Raw genomic sequence first — 18,339 nt, forward strand, 5'->3', positions numbered from 1 at the left:
CGTATTATTAAGAGTATGAATCTTTGGGCAATATTTATTACCGGGTTAACCACGGGCGCGCTGACCTGCCTGGCAGTTCAGGGAGGACTTCTCGCCAGCGTTATCGCCGGCCAGAAACAGAAAGAATTAGAGGAGACTGAAGCGCCAGCTCGCGGTATATCCCGTTTTATCAAACGGCAAGACTGGATGTCAGTTGGGTTATTCTTAGTGGCCAAGCTGGGCAGCCATATGGTGGTTGGTTTTCTGTTGGGCGCGCTTGGTTCCGTGATTACCCTCAGCCTGGGCATGCGCGTCACCTTTCAGATTATTGCCGCGCTTTTTATGATAGCCGCAGCGATGAATCTATTGAATGTCCATCCAATATTTCGCTATATCATGTTCCAGCCGCCCCGCTTCATGCAGCGCTGGGTGCGCAATTCAGCTCGGGGGCAGTCGTTCTTTACTCCCATTATGGTCGGTGCACTGACTATTTTTGTGCCGTGCGGCGTCACACAAGCGATGGAGGTTTTGGCGATTACTTCTGGTAATCCGGTTCAAGGTGCACTCATCCTAGGCGTGTTTGTACTTGGTACCGTGCCGCTTTTCGGTGGCATTGGGTTGATCACCGCTAAGCTAGGTGAATTATGGCGCGGCGCGTTTCTGAAGGTTACCGCGGTTGCTTTGCTGCTCATGGCACTATACAGTATCAATGGCGCGCTAGTCGTTTTGGATGTACCCTTTTCAGCTCAGCGCTTAGCGGCGGCGTTTGCCAAACAGTCGACAAATGAATCGTCTGATGTTAATACAAATATTAAAACCAACAGCAATAGTAATTCAAATACTAAGGCTTGGCAGTCTTCCAAGAGCCAGGATTCAGCACAACAGGATTCAGTGCAGAAAGTCACCATCAATGTACAGAATAGTGGTTATAACCCAAAAAAATTCCAAGTGAAAGCCGGTACGCCAGTCGAATTAACCGTTAAAACGAACGGGGTATACTCGTGCGCAGCGGCATTTACTTTCCGCGCTTTCAATATTAATGAAATATTGGAACCAACGGATTCTCAAACATTCCGCTTTACCCCTACTAAGCCGGGAAAGTACACGTACTCGTGCTCAATGGGGATGTATTCGGGAGTTATGGAGGTTATTTAAGCGCTATGACTGAAACCATTACACTCTCTATTATTGGAATGCACCCTGTGCTATGCTCGCCATGCTCGCAAGTACAGGGCGAGTTGAGTCGACGGGAAAATGTTTCACTTCTAACAAGCGTATGATGACTACAATAACCTTAAACATTCTTGGTATGCACTGCACTAGTTGCAGCATGAATATCGATGACGCACTTGAAGAGTTGCCGGGCGTTGAGGCAAGTAAAACGAGCTATGCACGCGCCACAACTGAAGTGACGTATGATCCGGCGCAGGTTTCCCAGGAAAAGATCGCTCAGACTATCCAGGACGTCGGATACCAGGTAGCGTAGCGTCAGCGAAACGCGCCGCTGGTTTGCTGGCTTTATCTTTGATCATGATGTTGTGGTATTGCCTGGGAGGGAGTATACTAAGAACGATTATTAGTTATTAGTATGCGCATTATCGGGAAAATAGTTCTCGTGCTTGTTCTGCTCAGTTTGATCATGCCGTTTGTGAAAACCGCGTGTGATTTGACATTGCTCAATAATCTCGAACAATATCATGCGCCGATGTGCCATCTGGAGGATCTCAGTCAAACGTTTGGCCATCTTCGTCAATTTCAGCAATTCAATGCAGCAGTGGTTGAGCCAATGAATCTGATGTTGTTATTGATTCTGTTTATAGCGGCAGTGAGTATTTCAATGACGGCGCGCGTGCGTCAGGCGTTGATGCTACCGGCAGATGAGTATGCGTTATGGAGTGGACATATGAAACCATGGGATCCGTTGCGGTTTGCTTTTTCTCATGGACGGTTGCGCCGGGTGGACTACGAGTAATTATTAAGAACAGTCCTCAGATGAGCTATGGCAGTACATGGCTTGATTACTATTATTGAAAAAATAAACTACATTATGGAAACACCCGAAGAGAAAAAAAGAGAATCTTTGCTTGAGTTGCTTGGTCCGAAGCGAGCCTTCATTTTTGGCATCATTGCTATGTTCATGACGGTTTCGACCATTGGCTTCTATATCTTCTTATTTACTGGTTGGGATGGCGCTTCGAGCAAGACATTCGGTACGACGACAAACGTAGATAAGACTGCCGATACGAATACCACTATAACCGACACCAATGCAGCCCCAACCACAGTCACCGTGGCTGACATTACGGCTGACGATCATATCGTGGGGAATTTAGACACAGCTAAAGTCGTGGTGGTTGAGTACTCTGATCTGGAGTGTCCTTTCTGCAAACAGTTCCACCCGCGCCTGGAGCAACTATCCGTTGATTTCGGCGATGAGGTTGCTTGGGTTTATCGTCATTTCCCGCTTGAGTCGCTGCATCCGAAAGCACCACGCGAGGCTGAGGCATCTGAGTGCGCTGGAGAGCTCGGTGGCAATGATGGATTCTGGGCATTTATTGATAAGGTGTATGAAGTGACTCCATCTAACAACGGATTGGAGGACAGTAAACTTCCGGAAATTGCCGGTCAGATTGGCCTTGATGTAACGAAATTTAACGATTGTTTGTCGAGTGGGAAATACAAAGATAAAGTACAGTCTCAATATGACGACGCGGTAAATGCTGGCGGTACCGGCACTCCGTATTCAGTCGTGGTTGGCAAAGACGGTACCACAATTCCGATCAATGGCGCACAGCCCTACAGCAGCGTGAAGAGCGCCGTCGAGAGCCTATTGAATTAAATCATGATGATTGCCGGGCGGGGGAATCCCCGCCCAGCGTCATCGCGCATAATCATCCACTATATGAATCGAACGATTCTAATCATTATCCTGGTTGTCGTTGTAGTCGGCGGTACTGCGGCATGGGTGCTCATGTCGGGCAAAGACGGGGCGACCAATAGCAATGCAAATACCACAGTCTCCAATACCAATCGCTCAACCACATCGAATACGAACGTGACTAATGTCAATCGTGCGGCCAATCAGAATGTGAATACGGTCGCTGCCAATACCAATACAGCAACTAATGGCAACACGAATGCCAGTGCCAATGCAAACACCAATACGGCATCGAGTGCCGTATCAGTCACCGCCTCGAGTGTGAGCGGTTTCTCTCCCAGAACCGTCACCGTCAAAGCCGGCGGTACGGTTACGTGGACCAATACCGGTGGCAGCACAGTCTACGTGGCGCCAAATACTCATCCCCAACACACCGATTATGCCGGCATTTGGGATGACGATGACAGTGGCAGAATCAGCGGTGGAGAAACGTATCGCATGACTTTTACTACGCCGGGCACATATACATATCATGATCATAACAATGCGAGTCAAACTGGTACCGTTGTTGTGGAGTAAATGACAACCTTTAGAGATGTGAAGTATTGTACGTATTATACCTGGCCGCACTAATGGCACGGTCAGGTTAATTTTGTTGTCAAAGTCTTTGTCTCCATGCTAGACTAGCCATACTTTACTTATGCAATTACTTTGGAAATACCTCAAACAGTACAAAAAAACATTGGTTGGCGCTTTAGTTTTGGCTACTATCAATCAGTTTTTTTCGTTGATTGATCCTCAAATTTTTCGCTTGTTGATTGACCGTTATGCCAGCCGGTACCAGGAGCTTTCGCAGGGTGAATTTCTGCAGGGAGTCATTTTGTTATTACTTGCTGCAGTGGGAGTGGCGCTGGTTTCCCGTCTCGCAAAAAATTTCCAGGATTATTATGTGAATGTGATTACCGAGCGCCTGGGTGCGCGATTGTATGAGGATAGCGTGGCACATTCATTTTCATTGCCCTTCACGGCATTTGAGGATCAGCGTTCAGGAGAATTACTGCAGAAGCTAGAAAAAGCGCGTACTGATGCCAAGAAGCTGATCAAAAGCGCCGTGAGTGTTATTTTTCTTTCTTTGGTTGGTATTGTCCTAGTCGTGACCTATGCTTTTTATGTGCATTGGGTCATTGGCGCCGTCTATCTTTTGATGGTTCCTTTACTTGGCTTGGTTACCTATTTCTTGAGTCGACAGATTAAGAAGGCGCAATCAGCGATTGTCCGGGAGGAAGCGGGGTTAGCCGGATCGACCACGGAAACGCTCCGCAACGTAGAATTGGTGCGCAGTTTAGGCCTGGAGGAACAGGAAATTTCTCGTCTCAATACCGTGAATGAGACGATTCTCAAGCTTGAATTAAAGAAGGTTATCCTCGTACGGAAGTTATCATTTTGGCAGGGGACCATGATCAATGGATTGCGTTCGGCGCTGTTGTTGTTGATGCTCTGGCTGATTTTTCAAGGGTCCATCACTATTGGCGAATTTTTAAGCCTGTACATATATTCCTTTTTTATTTTTAGTCCACTCTACGAGCTGGGGCAGGTGGCAACCGAATACCAGGAAGCAAAAGCGTCTAGTCAGCAGCTGCAGGAGATTCTCAGGATTCAACCAGAACCGCGGCCGGATCATCCCCAACCAGCTGGTGAGCTCAAACAGATAGCATTCCGTGAGGTGAGTTTTACCTATGCGTCAGCCCCGCAGCCAGCGTTGCAGGGGATCAGCCTGACGATGCGATCGGGTGAGACCGTGGCTTTCGTCGGACCGTCCGGTTCCGGGAAGACCACTATGGTGAAATTGTTGGCTGGTCTCTACCGGCCCGAGGCTGGCACCATCCGCATCAATGAGGTCGATACCCAAGCGCTTGATTTCGTTCAATTTCGACAGCGCATCGGTTTAGTTGCTCAGGAAACTCAGTTGTTTGCCGGTACGATTCGGGAAAATCTACTCTTTGTCAGGCCTCAGGCAAGTGATGACGAGTGCCGTGCTGCTCTAACTGCGTCTGCGGCTGATTCTATTCTTCGTCGCGCTAGCCAAGGACTCGACACGAAGATCGGCGAGGGTGGTTTGAAGTTATCCGGTGGTGAACGCCAACGGTTGGCGATCGCACGCGCTTTGCTCCGTCAGCCGGATTTGATAATCTTTGATGAGGCAACCAGCAGCCTGGACTCAATTACCGAGCGGGCGATTACTGAAACTATCCGTGACATCGAAAAAACGCATACACAGTTAATCACCGTGCTGGTGGCTCATCGTTTATCGACCATCGCACATGCGGACCGCATCTATGTCTTTGAGCACGGTGCCATCATTGAACATGGCTCACATGAAGCCTTGCTTAAACAAGGCGGCCTGTACGCCGCACTATGGCGAGAGCAGGTGCATCGCACTGATGGATTCTCCGCAGGCGTGTCGAGGGCGTCTGCGTAAGGCTTAAATACTATGAATTTTACGAAAAAAAATATTATTTTGATGATTGTGATTGCCGGTCTCATTCCGTGGTTGGCGCACGCACAAACGGAGGCTCAGCCCCAAGGTGATGTCTTTACGGCGCGGGTTACGGCTGTAGTCAGTGAGCAAACGGTTTCAGTTGAGACAGGTGGAACGGTCGTGCAGCAGGTATTGAAGTTGCGAGCGTTGGACGGTGAGCGGGCGGGGCAGGAGCTGATTTTTGATGGAACTAAGATCCAGGCGATAGCACAGAATACCTACGCAGTCGGCGATAAGGTTATCGTTGCACATAGTTTGGGGGTCGATGGCGCTGACCAATTCTATGTGGTGGATTTTGTGCGGCGATCGCCATTGTACTGGCTCGCCGCTCTCTTTGCTGCCATAGTCGTCGTGGTTGGCCGGTTGAAAGGTATTCGGGCACTGTTCGTGCTCGCGCTCTCTTTCCTGGTAATTTTTTGGTTTATTATCCCGCAGATTGTAGCTGGCTCTTCGCCGCTCGTTATAAGTATTATTGGCACGTTTGGTATTTTAGTATTTGCCATTTATCTGACGGAGGGGTTTCATCGCAGTTCTACCATTGCCGTTACCTCGATATTTATCTCTTTGGTGATTACCGCGCTGCTCGCCCTTTGGTTTACTGCGCTGACAAAATTAACCGGTTTTGCCAGCGAAGAAGCGATTTATTTGATCGGATTAGGCGAAGGGAACATTAATATCCGTGGATTGCTTTTAGCTGGAATTATCATTGGTGCGCTGGGCGTGCTGGATGATGTGGCAGTTTCGCAGACCGCCTTGGTAGGCGAATTGCGCCAGGCCAATCCGAGATTAACCAATCGAGAATTATATCGTCGAGCGATGCGTGTGGGTATATCCCATATGGGCTCTATGGTTAATACGTTATTTTTTGCTTATGCCGGTGCGGCGCTTCCCTTGCTCATATTATTTAGCTCATCAGAAATTAACGCACCAACATTTTCGCAGGGGATTAATAGTGAAATGGTAGCTACTGAAATTGTGCGGACGATGGTTGGTAGTATCGGATTAATTTTAGCGGTGCCGATTACTACTGCATTAGCCGTGTGGTGGGGGACGAGATCTCGCGATAGGTTACTCCAGGACGAGCAGCAGCGCCATCAGTCCGATCCCCACAATCATCGCACCGAGCTGGGCAGCTGATTTGCCTAAATGCTCTTCGCGTTTGAGCTCGGGGATGAGGTCCGCGGCGACAATATAAATGAATCCACCAATCGTTAAGGGAATGAAGTAGCGCTCTGCCACCGCAGAGCTATTGGCGATGGTCAGCGCGATGACTGCACCGAGGATTGCGATTATCGCTGAGATGACATTGAAAAACAGCGCCCGTTTTTTAGTGTATCCGGCGTGAATAAGAATGCTGAAGTCGCCGATTTCCTGAGGGATTTCATGCAGGATGACCGCGAGGGTGGTGGCCACGCCGAGGGTGGTATCCACCAGGAAAGCCCCCGCAATAATCATGCCATCCAGCAGATTATGAAAGCCGTCACCGATGAGGTTATTTAAACCGACGGGGTGGCGGTGTTGTTCCGTGGTGGGGATATGGCAATGGCGCCAGTGAAGAAATTTCTCCAGGGCAAAAAATACCACAATGCCGGTGATGATGAGCAAGGGGATGCGCATACTTCCGTCATCTTGGGCATAAGCTTCGGGGAGTAAATGCAAAAATGCATCGCCAATCAATGAGCCGGCTGCAAAACTGACCAGCAGCAATAGCATTTTACGGAGCCGATCAATTGATAGCGAAATAGTCACTGCCCCAATAAATGAGACAAGGCTGACGAGAGTGACGCTGATAAGGGTTTGGAGCCAGATTGAAGTCATAGTTTGTATCGTTAGTGTGCGCATTGCTGGCACAGGCCAGTAATGGATACTTGGTGTATCACCTGGGTAAATCCTTTTGGCGCTGGTATTTCTGTAGTGCAGGGGAGACAGGCGATTGTGCGGCAGCGGCGGCAGACTGCGTGATGGTGGGGAGAATCAGCGGCGTAAAATTTTCGTTCACCCAAAATAAGTTCCTCAAAAATAACTTCTAGTTTTAATAATAATTCAATCGTCCGATAGATTGAGGCTTGGTCAATGCCGGTTCGCCTCAGGCCGCGAACTATTTCCTGGATTGTTTTTGGCTTCTGTTGTTTAGCCAAATAATCCAGCACCAATGTGCGTGGTCGGGTTATCTTCGTATGGGTTTGTTTGAGTTTATCCTCAGGTGGCATAGGCAACGGGGAGTATAGCAGGGGTATTTTCTATTTGCAAATATTTTGCAAATAGAAAGCCATGGACATAATTTGACATTGTTCGATGGTACGGTAGACTGAGTATCACTATGACGAAAACCACCGCTCAGAAAAAGACGCAGAAGAAAGCAGATTTGATTACCGCTGATATGCTGATGGGTGACATCGTGGGGCAGTATCCGCAGGCGACGGAGATTTTGGTGCGGTATGGGTTTCATTGCATCGGATGTATGATTTCTCCGTATGAGTCACTGGAGTCTGGTGCGGCGGTGCATGGCATCCCCATCAAGCCCTTGATTGAAGAATTGAACGCGGCGGTGAAGGGATAATCAGCATCGCATGAATAATAAAAGGGCCAGGCATGTCAGATGACATACCTGGCCGGTTTTGGGGATTAACCCCGCTCTTCAATAATCCTAAACGTCGATGATTAGGTTCCCGATGTAGTTGAACCTCACTTCCTTCATTGGCTTGGTGGCGTTAGCATTGGATTGGTTCAGGTAGTCGTTGCCGACAATGGGGGGCGAGATGCCCGTAACTCCTTCCGTGTTGGTCGCCGCGTCATTAAACTGCGTCATAATTGCGTTCGCCAGGCCGCTCGACATCTGTCTCGTCATAGGGCCGGCGCGCTCGAAGCCGGAGATCGTCATGGTAATCGCGGTAACATCCGAGTACTGCGTCGTCGGCGGAGAATTGATTATCGCCGATGTCAGGGAATGTGCCGCGAAAGTCTGGGCAGCCGACTCGGTATTAGCGATAACCGGCGGCGCCGTTCCTGAAAACATGGCCGTGTCGTTGGCGGTGAGAATACCCATCGAATTTGGCGGCGACATATCCGTAGTCACCGACACGCTCGTGTTATCCTGCGGAATATATGCTGCAGGATTAGGATATCCGTACGCCGTCACAGCGAGAACTAGGATAGTACAAAGGATTGTACTAATGAAACTGATTCGTTTCATGTAAAGACTCCTTGTCTTCTCGTTTGAACGGTTTTGTGGATTGCTCCAGTAGTAACTACTTGTCACATCGATGTAATGCTGCCTCCTTTGTCAGCGGGTGACGTGACTGTTTCATCATGAAACAGTAGAAAATATTGGAGTTTATATTGAAGTTTTTTTGAAAGGGCAATAATTATTATCAATAGTAGCATCAAACCATACCAGACTCAATATTTTTGTCAATATGGCATTTTCCTTATTCGGAACTGTTTTAATTTACAGAAAATTAGTGTATACTAGAGGCTCCACCTAATTATATAGATGGTAATCGGCCTATGCCGGTTCAGACATTGCAAATACATAAACTAACCTGGATCAATATTGGCTCTCTGCGGGAGGAGCATGTTAATTATTTGCAGGAAAAGTTTCATTTTCACCCGCTAGATCTCAAGGACTGCCTGGAGGGGGTGCAACGCCCGAAACTTGACGTCTACAAAAATTATCTTTTCATGATATTTCATTTCCCCCGGTTTGATCCCGAAACGCGACGCGTCGGGATCAATTCAGTTAATTTTTTTCTGGGGCACGACTTCCTGATCAGCATTGCCAATGAGCCGAACGAGTTTATTACCAACTACTACCAGCGATTGGAGAAAAAAGCGCAGCGCCAGTTTCCCTACGATCCGTTTAAAAATAGCGCTGGATATCTCCTGTATAAATTAGTTGATGGTTTGTACCACGAGAGTCTGCCCGTGGTCAATATGATCGGTCAGTATTTGAATGATGTGGAAGAAGACGTCTATTCAAACCAGAATAAGCAGGCGACGACGAATTTAGCCATTATCCGCCGCAATATCCTGAGCCTCCGCCGTATCCTGGAGCCACAGATCAAGATGGTTGATCGCTTAGTCAATATTGAAAATCAGTCCATACCGCAGAAGCTCGGCGTGTACATTGATGACGTGCATGATTATATGGAGAATTCATGGTCAGCACTGGAGAATTATCGAGACGCCGTTGATAGCCTGTATGACACCAATGAATCATTCATCAATCAGCGGACGAATGATGTGATTAAGATGCTGACGACGATTTCCGTTGCGTTATTACCTATGACCCTCTTGGCCAGCATCTACGGCATGAATATCGTTGGACTGCCGTTCGCCGATCATGCGGTGGGCGTCTGGATTATTTTTGGCGTGATGGCGGCAATTGTCGCTGGGAGCATTTATTTCGCGCGGCGTAATAATATAATTTGATGCCTTTTTTCCTTCGGGCCAAGAAACTGGATTTCGGATCAGGTGGCCAACCCTGGGTGGTTGTGCTTCAGGAAGCTGAAGCGCGCACGCTTGGCATTGTGCTGGGTGATTTGATAGAGCTAACCTGGGGTGAAAAGCGTAAGGCGATTGTGGTTGCCTATTACACTCGGTCAAAAGTCAAACCGGGTGAATTGGGCATCTTCCGGGAGATTTGGCGCACGCTGCGCGTGAAGGAAAATGAGCCGGTATCATTGCACGTGCTATCACGGCCACCCTCGATTGAAGCTATCAAGAAGAAGCTCTTAGGCAAACCCCTTTCGTATCTGGAGATGTTTTCCATTATTAAGGATATTGTCGATCATAAATTGAGTCGCGTGGAGATCACTTATTTTGTTGCATCTAGCTTTATTACCACGTTTTCAAATGAAGAGCTGTATTATATGACGAAGGCGATGGCCGAGACTGGGGAAATGCTTAAGCCCGGCCGTAAAGTAGTAGCAGACAAACACTCAATTGGCGGGGTGGCGGGAAATCGTACCACTATGGTGGTTATTCCGATTGTTGCGTCGCAGGGCGTCTTTATTCCTAAAACCTCTTCACGTGCGATCACCTCGCCTGCGGGTACGGCGGATACGATGGAGGTATTGGCTCCAGTGAGTTTGCCGTTCAAACGGGTTCAGGCGATTACGAAAAAAATTAATACGTGTTTAATCTGGGGTGGGAGTGTGAAGCTGGCTCCAGCTGATGACTATCTGATACAGGTATCGCACCCCCTCGCCCTCGAACCGTTGGATAAAATGGTGGTGAGTATTCTTGCGAAAAAAGTTGCCATGGGAGTGACACATTTAGTCGTCGATTTACCGTATGGGCCGACGGTAAAAATTACTAATCGTAAAGACGCGGATGCAGTCAAAGCAAAATTTGAATATGTGGCACGGCGATTCAAGATCAAAATAAAAGTCGTCATGACCCCAACTCGTGAACCAGTCGGACGTGGCATCGGGCCGGCACTTGAAGCGCGTGATGTGCTGCGCGTACTTCAGCAGAAAGATTATCGTCCGGCTGATCTGGAGAAAAAGTCGATCAGACTGGCGGGGGAACTTCTCGAATTAGCGGGACGGGCCAAGCGCGGCCGTGGCCATATGCTCGCGGCGGAAGCGCTGACCTCAGGTGCAGCCTGGCGCAAAATGCAAGAGATTATCCATGAACAGGGCGGCAAAGAAAAAATTGATTCAGAAGATCTCACCTTAGGCGCGTTGCGGCATCGGTTCTATGCGCCGTATAGCGGGACGATTGTCGGGGTGAATGATAAGATGGTGGATCAGGTGGCCCGCATCCTCGGCGCGCCGCATGAGAAACTCGCCGGCATTTACATCAATAAGCGCTTGGGTCAAAAAGTCCGGCGTGATGAGCGGCTTTTTACCCTGTACGCTCAAACCAGCGATCGTATCGGATTAGCCCTGGAAGCACTTAAAGAGCGCAAGATTTTTGATATCAAACCAGCCCCTCGGAGCCGTCGATAGCCATTTTGACAAGGGGGTATGCCCGTGGTATGGTAGGAGTGGTAATCGTTATCATTTATTTTGGAGCCATACTTTTGTGCCGGCAACCAGGGTAGCGAAACAGAAGACAGCCGATAAAACCTGGCGCTTAACCAATCAGCGCATGGTTATTTTGAGTTATCTTCGCGCCACGCCCGGGCATCACAGCGCTGAACAGATTTACGGTGAGGTGAAAAAAAAGATGCCGTCGATGAGCTTCGCCACGGTGTACCGCAATCTTAATTTTCTGCGTGATTATGGTTACATCCAGGAGACGGTGATTAATAAAATAAGCCGCTATGATGGACGGATTGATGCGCATGTCCATTTGCTCTGTGAGAATTGCGGCAAGGTGGTCAATGTCGACCATGACAGCATTTTTGAATCAGCTCGACGCCTCGCTAAACAGCAGCATTTTATTTCCCGCATGGAAAATATTGAACTTCGCGGATTATGTGAAGAGTGCCGCGCCAAGGGCGTCAAAATACCAGCCTTAGCGGAAGGACAGTGCCAATCATGCGGCAAACTGAAGAAGGACATCCTACAGGCAGTGCTCGAGTGTGGCGATTGCCGTTTCAATAATAGCTGCTTGTATTATCAGGAAGCGCATCGTGCGCATGCTTAAATCAGGAGTGAACTGACCATGGATCGACTGGTAATTCGACAGCTATATGCCCGTGTAACCGACACCCCCATTCTCAAGGGGGTTGATTTAACTATTCAGCCAGGCACTATTCATGCGCTGATGGGTCCGAACGGATCGGGCAAGTCTACGCTCGCCTCGATCATTGCCGGACATCCGGGCTATACGGTGACGCGGGGGACGATGACCTATGGTGCCACCCTGCTCAAGAAACTCACCCCTGACCAGCGGGCGCAGCGCGGTATTTTTTTATCGTTCCAATATCCGGTGGCGGTGCCTGGATTGTCCCTCGAACATTTTTTGCGCACTGCCTACAATAATATCCATCGCGGCCAGCAGTTATCCGCGTTGGAATTTCATAAACATATTGAAGCAAAAATGAAATTGCTCAATATGAAGCCAGATTTTGCCAGCCGTGCGCTCAATGAGGGGTTCTCCGGCGGAGAAAAAAAGAAGTCAGAAATTTTACAACTTGCTGTATTGGAACCAACCTTGGCCATTCTCGACGAAACGGACTCTGGCTTGGACATTGATGCGCTGCGCGCCGTGGCAAAAGGCATCAATAAATTGGTAAATCCGAAATTGGGCATTCTGATTATCACGCACTATGTGCGCATTTTACGCTATATCAAACCAGACTATGTTCATGTTATGTCGGCGGGAAAAATTATTAAATCGGGAAAACGAACGCTAGCCACTCAGATTGAACGTAGGGGCTATGACTGGTTATTGAAGAAAAAGAAATAACATATGTCTGACGCTCAAACATTACGCGCCTATGGCAATGAAGCGAAGCTGGCGGCAGAGCGGCCGGATACGCTTGACTATATTCATACTGCTAAACGCGGTCTGACGAAACGCACGGTGGAAGAAATTTCATCCATGAAAAATGAGCCTGCTTGGATGCGGGAAAATCGATTGCGTGCCTACGAAACATTTTTACAGAAGCGTGGGCCAGCCTGGGGAGCAGATTTGTCCGGCATTGATTTTGATGATCTGTACTATTATCTCAAACCAACTACTGGGGTGGCCAAACGATGGGATAAAGTTCCGAGCACTATTCGCAATACATACAACCGATTAGGCATCCCTGAAGCGGAACAAAAATATTTGACCGGCGTAATGGCGCAGTATGAATCCGAAGCGGTCTATCATAGTCTCCAGGATAAGATGTCCAAGCTCGGCGTTATCTTCACCGACATGGACACGGGGTTGCGGAAGTATCCGGATTTGGTCAAACAATATTTCGGTCGGGTGGTACCCGCCGGAGATAATAAGTTTGCGGCGCTGAACACGGCGGTATGGAGCGGCGGCAGTTTTCTGTATGTACCGGCCGGTGTGCACGTGACATTTCCCCTGCAAGCATATTTTCGCATTAATAAAGAAAAGGTTGGTCAATTTGAACGAACATTGATTATCGCAGAGCCGGGCAGCTTCGTACACTATGTGGAGGGATGTACGGCGCCACAGTATACCAGCGGTTCATTGCATTCCGCTGTCGTGGAAATTATTGTGAAAAAGGGAGCGCGGGTTCGCTATACCACCGTTCAGAATTGGTCAAAAAATGTGTACAATTTAGTCACCAAGCGGACGTTCGTGTATGAAGAGGGTACGATGGAATGGGTGGATGGAAACTTAGGCAGCCGCGTGACTATGAAATATCCTTCTGTTTATTTACTCGGCCGCAAGGCGCGTGGTGATGTACTTTCAGTGGCGTTTGCCGGCAATGGTCAGCATCAGGATGCAGGAGGTAAAGCAATTCACGGCGCACCGGAGACGACCTCAACTATTATTTCAAAATCTGTTTCAAAAGATCGTGGTCACACTTCGTACCGCGGCTTGGTTCGCGTCCCAGCTGGCATGCGTGGCTGTAAATCAAATGTGGTGTGCGACGCTTTATTGCTTCATCCACAATCGCGCTCTGACACGTATCCGACGATGGATATACGCGAGAGTGATGTGCAGATTGGTCACGAAGCTTCGGTCGGAAAAGTCGGTGAGGAGCAATTATTTTATCTCATGAGCCGTGGCTTGTCTGAAGCAGAAGCGATGTCAATGATTGTCTCGGGATTTATTGAACCAATTGCTAAAGAATTGCCCATTGAATACGCTGTTGAATTAAATCGCCTCATCCAATTAGAAATGGAAGGAAGCGTAGGATAACGAATTATTAATTGCTAATGTCTAATTTCTAATTCAGATACCTGTGTCCAGGATTGACCGACCACATATTTCTATTCCTACTACAAATCGAGCCCTCTATCCAAAGGCGGATCCACTGCAACGGCTGCCCGAAGCACTCGAGCGACGGGTGCGGGGTAGTCTTCGACCGAAGCGCGTCTTGGTGAAAAAGTCGGGTATCATTTCGTTGGACATTCAGGTAGAACAATTTCATAACGTGCAATACCATATTGCTGCGGGCATCACCGTCACATTTGTGTTGATTGGTGCTATACCGGTGATTAATTCGGGTTTGCACCTCGTGACCTGCCAACTCAGTCGTAATAGTCGCGTCACGGTCATTCAGGCTCTGAGCGGTGGCGCGCGGGTGGATACCCATCTGCGGTTTGAGCTGCAGGGGAGCGGCGCCGTGGCGAATTATCGCGGGGTGCTGTTTGGCCAAGCGCGATCGCAGCATGCGCTGCATCTGATCATGCACCATCAGGCGCCGCACACGTCGGGTGACATACTCCTGAAAGGGGTTTATACTGAGCAGAGTAAGGGTGTCATCACCGGCTTGATCAAGATTGACCGTCGCGCCCAGGACACTGATTCGTATTTTGGTGATGATGTACTTCTCTTTGATCAGGGCATGACCGCTTCCGAGCCGATGCTGGAGATAGAGGCAGATAACGTCCGCGCTTCGCATGGCTCAACCACGGGTCGAGTCAATAGTGATCAATTATTTTATCTCCAATCGCGCGGCCTCTCGTACCAGCAAGCACGGTATATGATCATCCAGGGTTTTTTCCAACCAGTACTGGCTAACGCGCCTGAGGCGCAGCAAGCTCAACTTTCTTCATTTATTAAAGCGCTATGAGTTTTGATCCCCAATTGGTAAAAAAAGATTTTCCGATACTCAACCAGCCAGATAATCCGGGTTTGGTTTATCTTGATTCCACCGCTTCCAGCCAAAAACCACAATCGGTGATTGATGCTATGAGTACGCTTTACCGAACCTCGTATGCTAATGTCCACCGGGGGATTTATCAGTTGTCAGAGAAGGCGTCAGAGGCGTATGAAAAAGCTCGGGCGACCGTGGCGCGATTTATTGATGCGGACCCAGCCGAGGTTATCTTTACTCGCAATGCCACCGAGAGTATTAATCTGGTCGCCTATACCTGGGGCAATGCAAATCTGAAAGCAGGAGATGAAATCATCATCACCGAAATGGAGCACCACGCCAATATCGTGCCGTGGCAGCAGCTCGCTCTGCGCACGGGTGCTATTCTTAAGTGGTGGCCAGTCACCGCTGACTATCGATTAGATTTGGCTGATTTGTCGAAACTATTTTCTCCCAAGACAAAACTGGTTGCCTGTACGCACATGTCGAACGTATTAGGAACGGTCAATCCAGTCGTAGAGATTATTGCTGCTATACGCAACTTCAATAAAGATATTGTCATTTTGATTGACGGTGCCCAAAGCACTCCGCATCTGCCCGTCTCCATGGCGAGCCTCAAGCCCGATTTCTTTGCCTTTTCCTCACATAAAATGCTAGGACCGTCAGGCATGGGCGTATTATATGGCCGCCGAGAATTGTTGGAAGCAATGCCGCCATTTTTGACTGGCGGGGATATGATTTCCCGCGTCACCTTTACCGAGGCGCGGTGGAATGAATTGCCCTATAAATTTGAAGCAGGCACCCCGCATATTGCCGGCGCCGTTGGTCTGGCCGCAGCCATTGAATATCTTGAGCGGCTGGGCATGGACGCTATTGCCGAGCATGAGCATCAGCTGACAGAGTACGGATTACGACGATTGAAAGAAATTCCTGGATTGCGACTGATTGGTCCAGCTACGACCGACGCTCGTGGCGCTATTTTCTCTTTCATGCTACCGGAAGTACACCCGCATGATCTCGCTTCAATATTAGATGAACAGAATATTGCCATTCGCGCGGGTCATCATTGTGCCCAGCCCTTGCATCAGAAATTAGGCCTCGAGGCTACCGCCCGTGCCAGCGTCTATGTGTATAATACGACTGACGATATTGATGCGCTCATTGTTGGCATCGATAAAGCTTTGAAACTTTTTGGCGTATGACATTCGACATGTATCGAGAAATCATCATAGATCACTCGAAGAACCCGCGTAATTTTGGTACGCTGGATAAACCCGACGGCACTGCATCTGCGGAGAATCCGTCATGTGGTGATAATGTTGATTTGCAGTATCACGTCGATGCAAAGAAAAAAGTCTTGACCGACATCAAATTTACCGGCACTGGTTGTAGCCTGACCAAAGCAGGCGCCTCGGTACTGACTGAGCAGGTGAAGGGCAAGAGCCTGAAAGACATTGCTGGGTATACTGATGATGCCTTTATTGCTGACTTGGGCGTGCCCGTTACCCCCGCTCGTAAGAAATGTGCTCTGCTCGCTTTACGAACGCTTCGAGAGCAAGTTATTAAGACAACTCAATAAAGGTTTTGACCATTCGATAGGAAACTGGTAGAGTGTATACGCTAATCAGTAATGATTTTTATTATGCCAGAAAAATATATTACCCCGCAATTGCCCTATGCCTACGATGCGCTCGAACCAAGCATCGATCGTGAGACCATGATGATTCATCATGATAAGCATCATGTTGCCTACACCACCAAATTAAACGAGGCAGTGGAAAAGCACCCCGCATTATTCGAAAAGAACCCAGTTGACTTACTGCGCGATTTGGCTTCTGTGCCAGAGGACATCCGCCCGGCAGTCCGCAATAACGGTGGCGGGCACGTCAATCACTCGTTGTTCTGGGAAATTATGGGACCGCACGCGGGAGGCGAGCCAAGTGGGATTTTGGCGGAAGCAATCAAAGAAACCTTTGGCTCATTTGCTCAATTTAAAGAGCAATTCGCTGAGGCAGCCAAAACGCAGTTTGGATCAGGTTGGGCGTGGCTGACGGTTACCGCCGATAAGAAACTCCAGATAGAAAAAACGGCGAATCAAGATACGCCCTTATCCGAAGGCCGCACGCCGATCTTGGCGCTTGATGTCTGGGAGCACGCGTACTATTTGAAATATCGCAATGTCCGACCGGATTACATTGCTGCTTGGTGGAATGTGGTGAACTGGGAGGCGGTTGCGAAACGTTATCAGGCGTAAACACGCTTGAATTTTTTAGGAAAATGTGGTATACTGCTTAGGTAGTTAAATTTTTTATCGTCTCTATACAAATATGAAAATTGTTCTTAAGCGTGATAAATGTATTTCAGCCGCAACCTGTGTGGCAATCGCTCCTGACGTTTTTGAATTAGATGAAGAGGGGAAAGTAAAATTAAAAAATGAGCATGGCGCTGATGATCAAACGATCATCGACGCGGCGCGGTCATGTCCGACTCAAGCGATCGAAATCTACGATGACCAAGGCAAGCAATTAGTCCCTTAATCAGCTGAACGCATTACCATGACAGACGCTGGTATGGAGATATCGCCAACCCCGACCCCTTCATATAAAAAGTGGTTTTTTGTGCTCTTGGGCGTATTTATGTTAGTCGTAGCGGGCGGCATCTATTTTTATGTATTGATTCAGGACAATGTAACTGATCTGCAGAATGGCAATGTGGATCGGGCGGCGTATCTGGATACTGCGGATGATCCGGTGGAAGGAAATCCCGATGCCACGATTGTTATTGTTGAGTTCTCTGATTTCCAATGCCCGTTTTGTTTTCAGGCTTTCCCGATCGTACGTGAATTAATAAATGCATACGGACAAGACGTAAAATTTGTCTATCGTGATTTTCCTATCACTGATTCGCATCCGCAGGCGCAGAAAGCCGCCGAGGCAGGAGAATGCGCTCATGTCCAGGGGCGTTTTTGGGAAATGCACGACAAGCTGTTTCTCAATCAAAATGACTTGAGCGTACCCTCGCTTAAGCGTTATGCCAATGAAATTGGGTTGGACACCGAGTTATTCAATCAATGCTTAGACAGCAATGCCTACGCTGATGAGGTGGAGGAGGATTTTGTAGCTGGTCTGGCTGCTGGAGTGACGGGAACGCCAACCTTCTTTATCAATGGCCGTCCCTTTACCGGCAGCGTTACCTTTGATCAGTTTGCGGAGATTATTGATCAGTTGAAAGCCATTCAATAATTATTGGCTGCGGGACAATATG

22 protein-coding genes are annotated in these 18,339 nt (G+C 48.5%); 19 read left to right on the plus strand and 3 right to left on the minus strand.

What is annotated here, in order from left to right:
• Positions 1 to 15: 15 nt before the first annotated feature.
• The 7 genes from HZC01_03205 to HZC01_03235 all read left to right on the plus strand — a co-directional run bounded on the left by HZC01_03205 (position 16) and on the right by HZC01_03235 (position 6,533).
• Positions 16 to 1,134, plus strand: coding sequence for a sulfite exporter TauE/SafE family protein (locus HZC01_03205; GenBank protein ID MBI5037682.1), 1,119 nt, complete (start codon positions 16 to 18; stop codon positions 1,132 to 1,134).
• Between the two features lie 121 nt (positions 1,135 to 1,255).
• Positions 1,256 to 1,465, plus strand: coding sequence for a heavy-metal-associated domain-containing protein (locus HZC01_03210; GenBank protein ID MBI5037683.1), 210 nt, complete (start codon positions 1,256 to 1,258; stop codon positions 1,463 to 1,465).
• A 102-nt stretch (positions 1,466 to 1,567) separates the two neighbouring features.
• On the plus strand, positions 1,568 to 1,951 hold the full coding sequence (locus tag HZC01_03215; protein MBI5037684.1) for a hypothetical protein: 384 nt from the start codon (positions 1,568 to 1,570) through the stop codon (positions 1,949 to 1,951).
• 27 nt (positions 1,952 to 1,978) lie between these two features.
• The gene (locus HZC01_03220) at positions 1,979 to 2,818 is read left to right on the plus strand and encodes a DsbA family protein (protein MBI5037685.1); all 840 of its coding nucleotides are present in this window, start codon (positions 1,979 to 1,981) and stop codon (positions 2,816 to 2,818) included.
• Between the two features lie 63 nt (positions 2,819 to 2,881).
• On the plus strand, positions 2,882 to 3,436 hold the full coding sequence (locus HZC01_03225) for a hypothetical protein (protein MBI5037686.1): 555 nt from the start codon (positions 2,882 to 2,884) through the stop codon (positions 3,434 to 3,436).
• A gap of 121 nt (positions 3,437 to 3,557) precedes the next feature.
• Positions 3,558 to 5,336, plus strand: a complete 1,779-nt coding sequence (locus HZC01_03230) for an ABC transporter ATP-binding protein (protein ID MBI5037687.1) — start codon at positions 3,558 to 3,560, stop codon at positions 5,334 to 5,336.
• Positions 5,337 to 5,348: 12 nt separating this feature from the next.
• Positions 5,349 to 6,533, plus strand: coding sequence for a YibE/F family protein (locus HZC01_03235; GenBank protein MBI5037688.1), 1,185 nt, complete (start codon positions 5,349 to 5,351; stop codon positions 6,531 to 6,533).
• Here HZC01_03235 and HZC01_03240 read toward each other — a convergent pair.
• Both HZC01_03240 and HZC01_03245 read right to left on the minus strand, forming a co-directional pair.
• Positions 6,465 to 7,214 (minus strand): ZIP family metal transporter, encoded by a 750-nt coding sequence (locus tag HZC01_03240; protein ID MBI5037689.1) that lies wholly within the window; start codon positions 7,212 to 7,214, stop codon positions 6,465 to 6,467. The two genes, HZC01_03235 and HZC01_03240, sit on opposite strands and share 69 nt — an antisense overlap.
• An 11-nt stretch (positions 7,215 to 7,225) precedes the next feature.
• Complete coding sequence (locus tag HZC01_03245; protein ID MBI5037690.1) at positions 7,226 to 7,606, minus strand: transcriptional repressor; 381 nt, start codon at positions 7,604 to 7,606, stop codon at positions 7,226 to 7,228.
• Positions 7,607 to 7,761: 155 nt separating this feature from the next.
• Here HZC01_03245 and HZC01_03250 point away from each other — a divergent pair, with 155 nt between their 5' ends.
• Positions 7,762 to 7,956, plus strand: coding sequence for a DUF1858 domain-containing protein (locus HZC01_03250; GenBank protein ID MBI5037691.1), 195 nt, complete (start codon positions 7,762 to 7,764; stop codon positions 7,954 to 7,956).
• Between the two features lie 87 nt (positions 7,957 to 8,043).
• Here HZC01_03250 and HZC01_03255 read toward each other — a convergent pair whose 3' ends face one another.
• Positions 8,044 to 8,460 (minus strand): hypothetical protein, encoded by a 417-nt coding sequence (locus tag HZC01_03255; protein ID MBI5037692.1) that lies wholly within the window; start codon positions 8,458 to 8,460, stop codon positions 8,044 to 8,046.
• A 443-nt stretch (positions 8,461 to 8,903) separates the two neighbouring features.
• Between HZC01_03255 and HZC01_03260 the strand changes: the two genes are divergently transcribed.
• From HZC01_03260 to HZC01_03310, 11 genes are all read left to right on the plus strand, one after another.
• The gene (locus HZC01_03260; GenBank protein MBI5037693.1) at positions 8,904 to 9,827 is read left to right on the plus strand and encodes a magnesium transporter CorA family protein; all 924 of its coding nucleotides are present in this window, start codon (positions 8,904 to 8,906) and stop codon (positions 9,825 to 9,827) included.
• A complete protein-coding gene (locus HZC01_03265) occupies positions 9,824 to 11,350 on the plus strand; it encodes a thymidine phosphorylase (protein ID MBI5037694.1) in 1,527 nt (508 codons plus the stop codon). The genes HZC01_03260 and HZC01_03265 overlap by 4 nt, the downstream gene beginning before the upstream one ends.
• A gap of 76 nt (positions 11,351 to 11,426) precedes the next feature.
• Positions 11,427 to 11,993, plus strand: coding sequence for a transcriptional repressor (locus HZC01_03270; GenBank protein MBI5037695.1), 567 nt, complete (start codon positions 11,427 to 11,429; stop codon positions 11,991 to 11,993).
• Between the two features lie 18 nt (positions 11,994 to 12,011).
• Positions 12,012 to 12,758, plus strand: a complete 747-nt coding sequence (gene sufC, locus HZC01_03275; protein ID MBI5037696.1) for a Fe-S cluster assembly ATPase SufC — start codon at positions 12,012 to 12,014, stop codon at positions 12,756 to 12,758.
• Positions 12,759 to 12,761: 3 nt separating this feature from the next.
• Entirely contained in the window at positions 12,762 to 14,174 is a 1,413-nt protein-coding gene (gene sufB / locus HZC01_03280) for a Fe-S cluster assembly protein SufB (protein MBI5037697.1), read from the plus strand.
• A 43-nt stretch (positions 14,175 to 14,217) separates the two neighbouring features.
• A complete protein-coding gene (locus tag HZC01_03285) occupies positions 14,218 to 15,051 on the plus strand; it encodes a SufD family Fe-S cluster assembly protein (protein MBI5037698.1) in 834 nt (277 codons plus the stop codon).
• The gene (locus HZC01_03290) at positions 15,048 to 16,277 is read left to right on the plus strand and encodes a cysteine desulfurase (GenBank protein MBI5037699.1); all 1,230 of its coding nucleotides are present in this window, start codon (positions 15,048 to 15,050) and stop codon (positions 16,275 to 16,277) included. Before HZC01_03285 ends, HZC01_03290 begins: the two co-directional genes overlap by 4 nt.
• On the plus strand, positions 16,274 to 16,654 hold the full coding sequence (locus HZC01_03295) for an iron-sulfur cluster assembly scaffold protein (protein ID MBI5037700.1): 381 nt from the start codon (positions 16,274 to 16,276) through the stop codon (positions 16,652 to 16,654). Before HZC01_03290 ends, HZC01_03295 begins: the two co-directional genes overlap by 4 nt.
• A 63-nt stretch (positions 16,655 to 16,717) precedes the next feature.
• Positions 16,718 to 17,329: a superoxide dismutase gene (locus tag HZC01_03300; GenBank protein MBI5037701.1), complete on the plus strand. Its 612-nt coding sequence runs from the start codon at positions 16,718 to 16,720 to the stop codon at positions 17,327 to 17,329.
• 73 nt (positions 17,330 to 17,402) lie between these two features.
• Positions 17,403 to 17,612 (plus strand): ferredoxin, encoded by a 210-nt coding sequence (locus HZC01_03305; GenBank protein ID MBI5037702.1) that lies wholly within the window; start codon positions 17,403 to 17,405, stop codon positions 17,610 to 17,612.
• Between the two features lie 18 nt (positions 17,613 to 17,630).
• On the plus strand, positions 17,631 to 18,317 hold the full coding sequence (locus HZC01_03310) for a DsbA family protein (GenBank protein MBI5037703.1): 687 nt from the start codon (positions 17,631 to 17,633) through the stop codon (positions 18,315 to 18,317).
• Positions 18,318 to 18,339 lie beyond the last annotated feature (22 nt).

This window comes from Candidatus Kerfeldbacteria bacterium, from assembly GCA_016214565.1.
Taxonomy (GTDB): domain Bacteria; phylum Patescibacteriota; class Patescibacteriia; order UBA10025; family JAHIVO01; genus JAXDBW01.

Coding starts and splice junctions, on each gene's coding strand:
- HZC01_03205 (MBI5037682.1), top strand. CDS start 16: ATGAATCTTTGGGCAATATTTATTACCGGGTTAACCACGGGCGCGCTG.
- HZC01_03210 (MBI5037683.1), top strand. CDS start 1,256: ATGATGACTACAATAACCTTAAACATTCTTGGTATGCACTGCACTAGT.
- HZC01_03215 (MBI5037684.1), top strand. CDS start 1,568: ATGCGCATTATCGGGAAAATAGTTCTCGTGCTTGTTCTGCTCAGTTTG.
- HZC01_03220 (MBI5037685.1), top strand. CDS start 1,979: ATGGCAGTACATGGCTTGATTACTATTATTGAAAAAATAAACTACATT.
- HZC01_03225 (MBI5037686.1), top strand. CDS start 2,882: ATGAATCGAACGATTCTAATCATTATCCTGGTTGTCGTTGTAGTCGGC.
- HZC01_03230 (MBI5037687.1), top strand. CDS start 3,558: ATGCAATTACTTTGGAAATACCTCAAACAGTACAAAAAAACATTGGTT.
- HZC01_03235 (MBI5037688.1), top strand. CDS start 5,349: ATGAATTTTACGAAAAAAAATATTATTTTGATGATTGTGATTGCCGGT.
- HZC01_03240 (MBI5037689.1), bottom strand. CDS start 7,214: ATGACTTCAATCTGGCTCCAAACCCTTATCAGCGTCACTCTCGTCAGC.
- HZC01_03245 (MBI5037690.1), bottom strand. CDS start 7,606: ATGCCACCTGAGGATAAACTCAAACAAACCCATACGAAGATAACCCGA.
- HZC01_03255 (MBI5037692.1), bottom strand. CDS start 8,460: ATGTCGCCGCCAAATTCGATGGGTATTCTCACCGCCAACGACACGGCC.
- HZC01_03260 (MBI5037693.1), top strand. CDS start 8,904: ATGCCGGTTCAGACATTGCAAATACATAAACTAACCTGGATCAATATT.
- sufC (MBI5037696.1), top strand. CDS start 12,012: ATGGATCGACTGGTAATTCGACAGCTATATGCCCGTGTAACCGACACC.
- sufB (MBI5037697.1), top strand. CDS start 12,762: ATGTCTGACGCTCAAACATTACGCGCCTATGGCAATGAAGCGAAGCTG.
- HZC01_03290 (MBI5037699.1), top strand. CDS start 15,048: ATGAGTTTTGATCCCCAATTGGTAAAAAAAGATTTTCCGATACTCAAC.
- HZC01_03295 (MBI5037700.1), top strand. CDS start 16,274: ATGACATTCGACATGTATCGAGAAATCATCATAGATCACTCGAAGAAC.
- HZC01_03300 (MBI5037701.1), top strand. CDS start 16,718: ATGCCAGAAAAATATATTACCCCGCAATTGCCCTATGCCTACGATGCG.
- HZC01_03305 (MBI5037702.1), top strand. CDS start 17,403: ATGAAAATTGTTCTTAAGCGTGATAAATGTATTTCAGCCGCAACCTGT.
- HZC01_03310 (MBI5037703.1), top strand. CDS start 17,631: ATGACAGACGCTGGTATGGAGATATCGCCAACCCCGACCCCTTCATAT.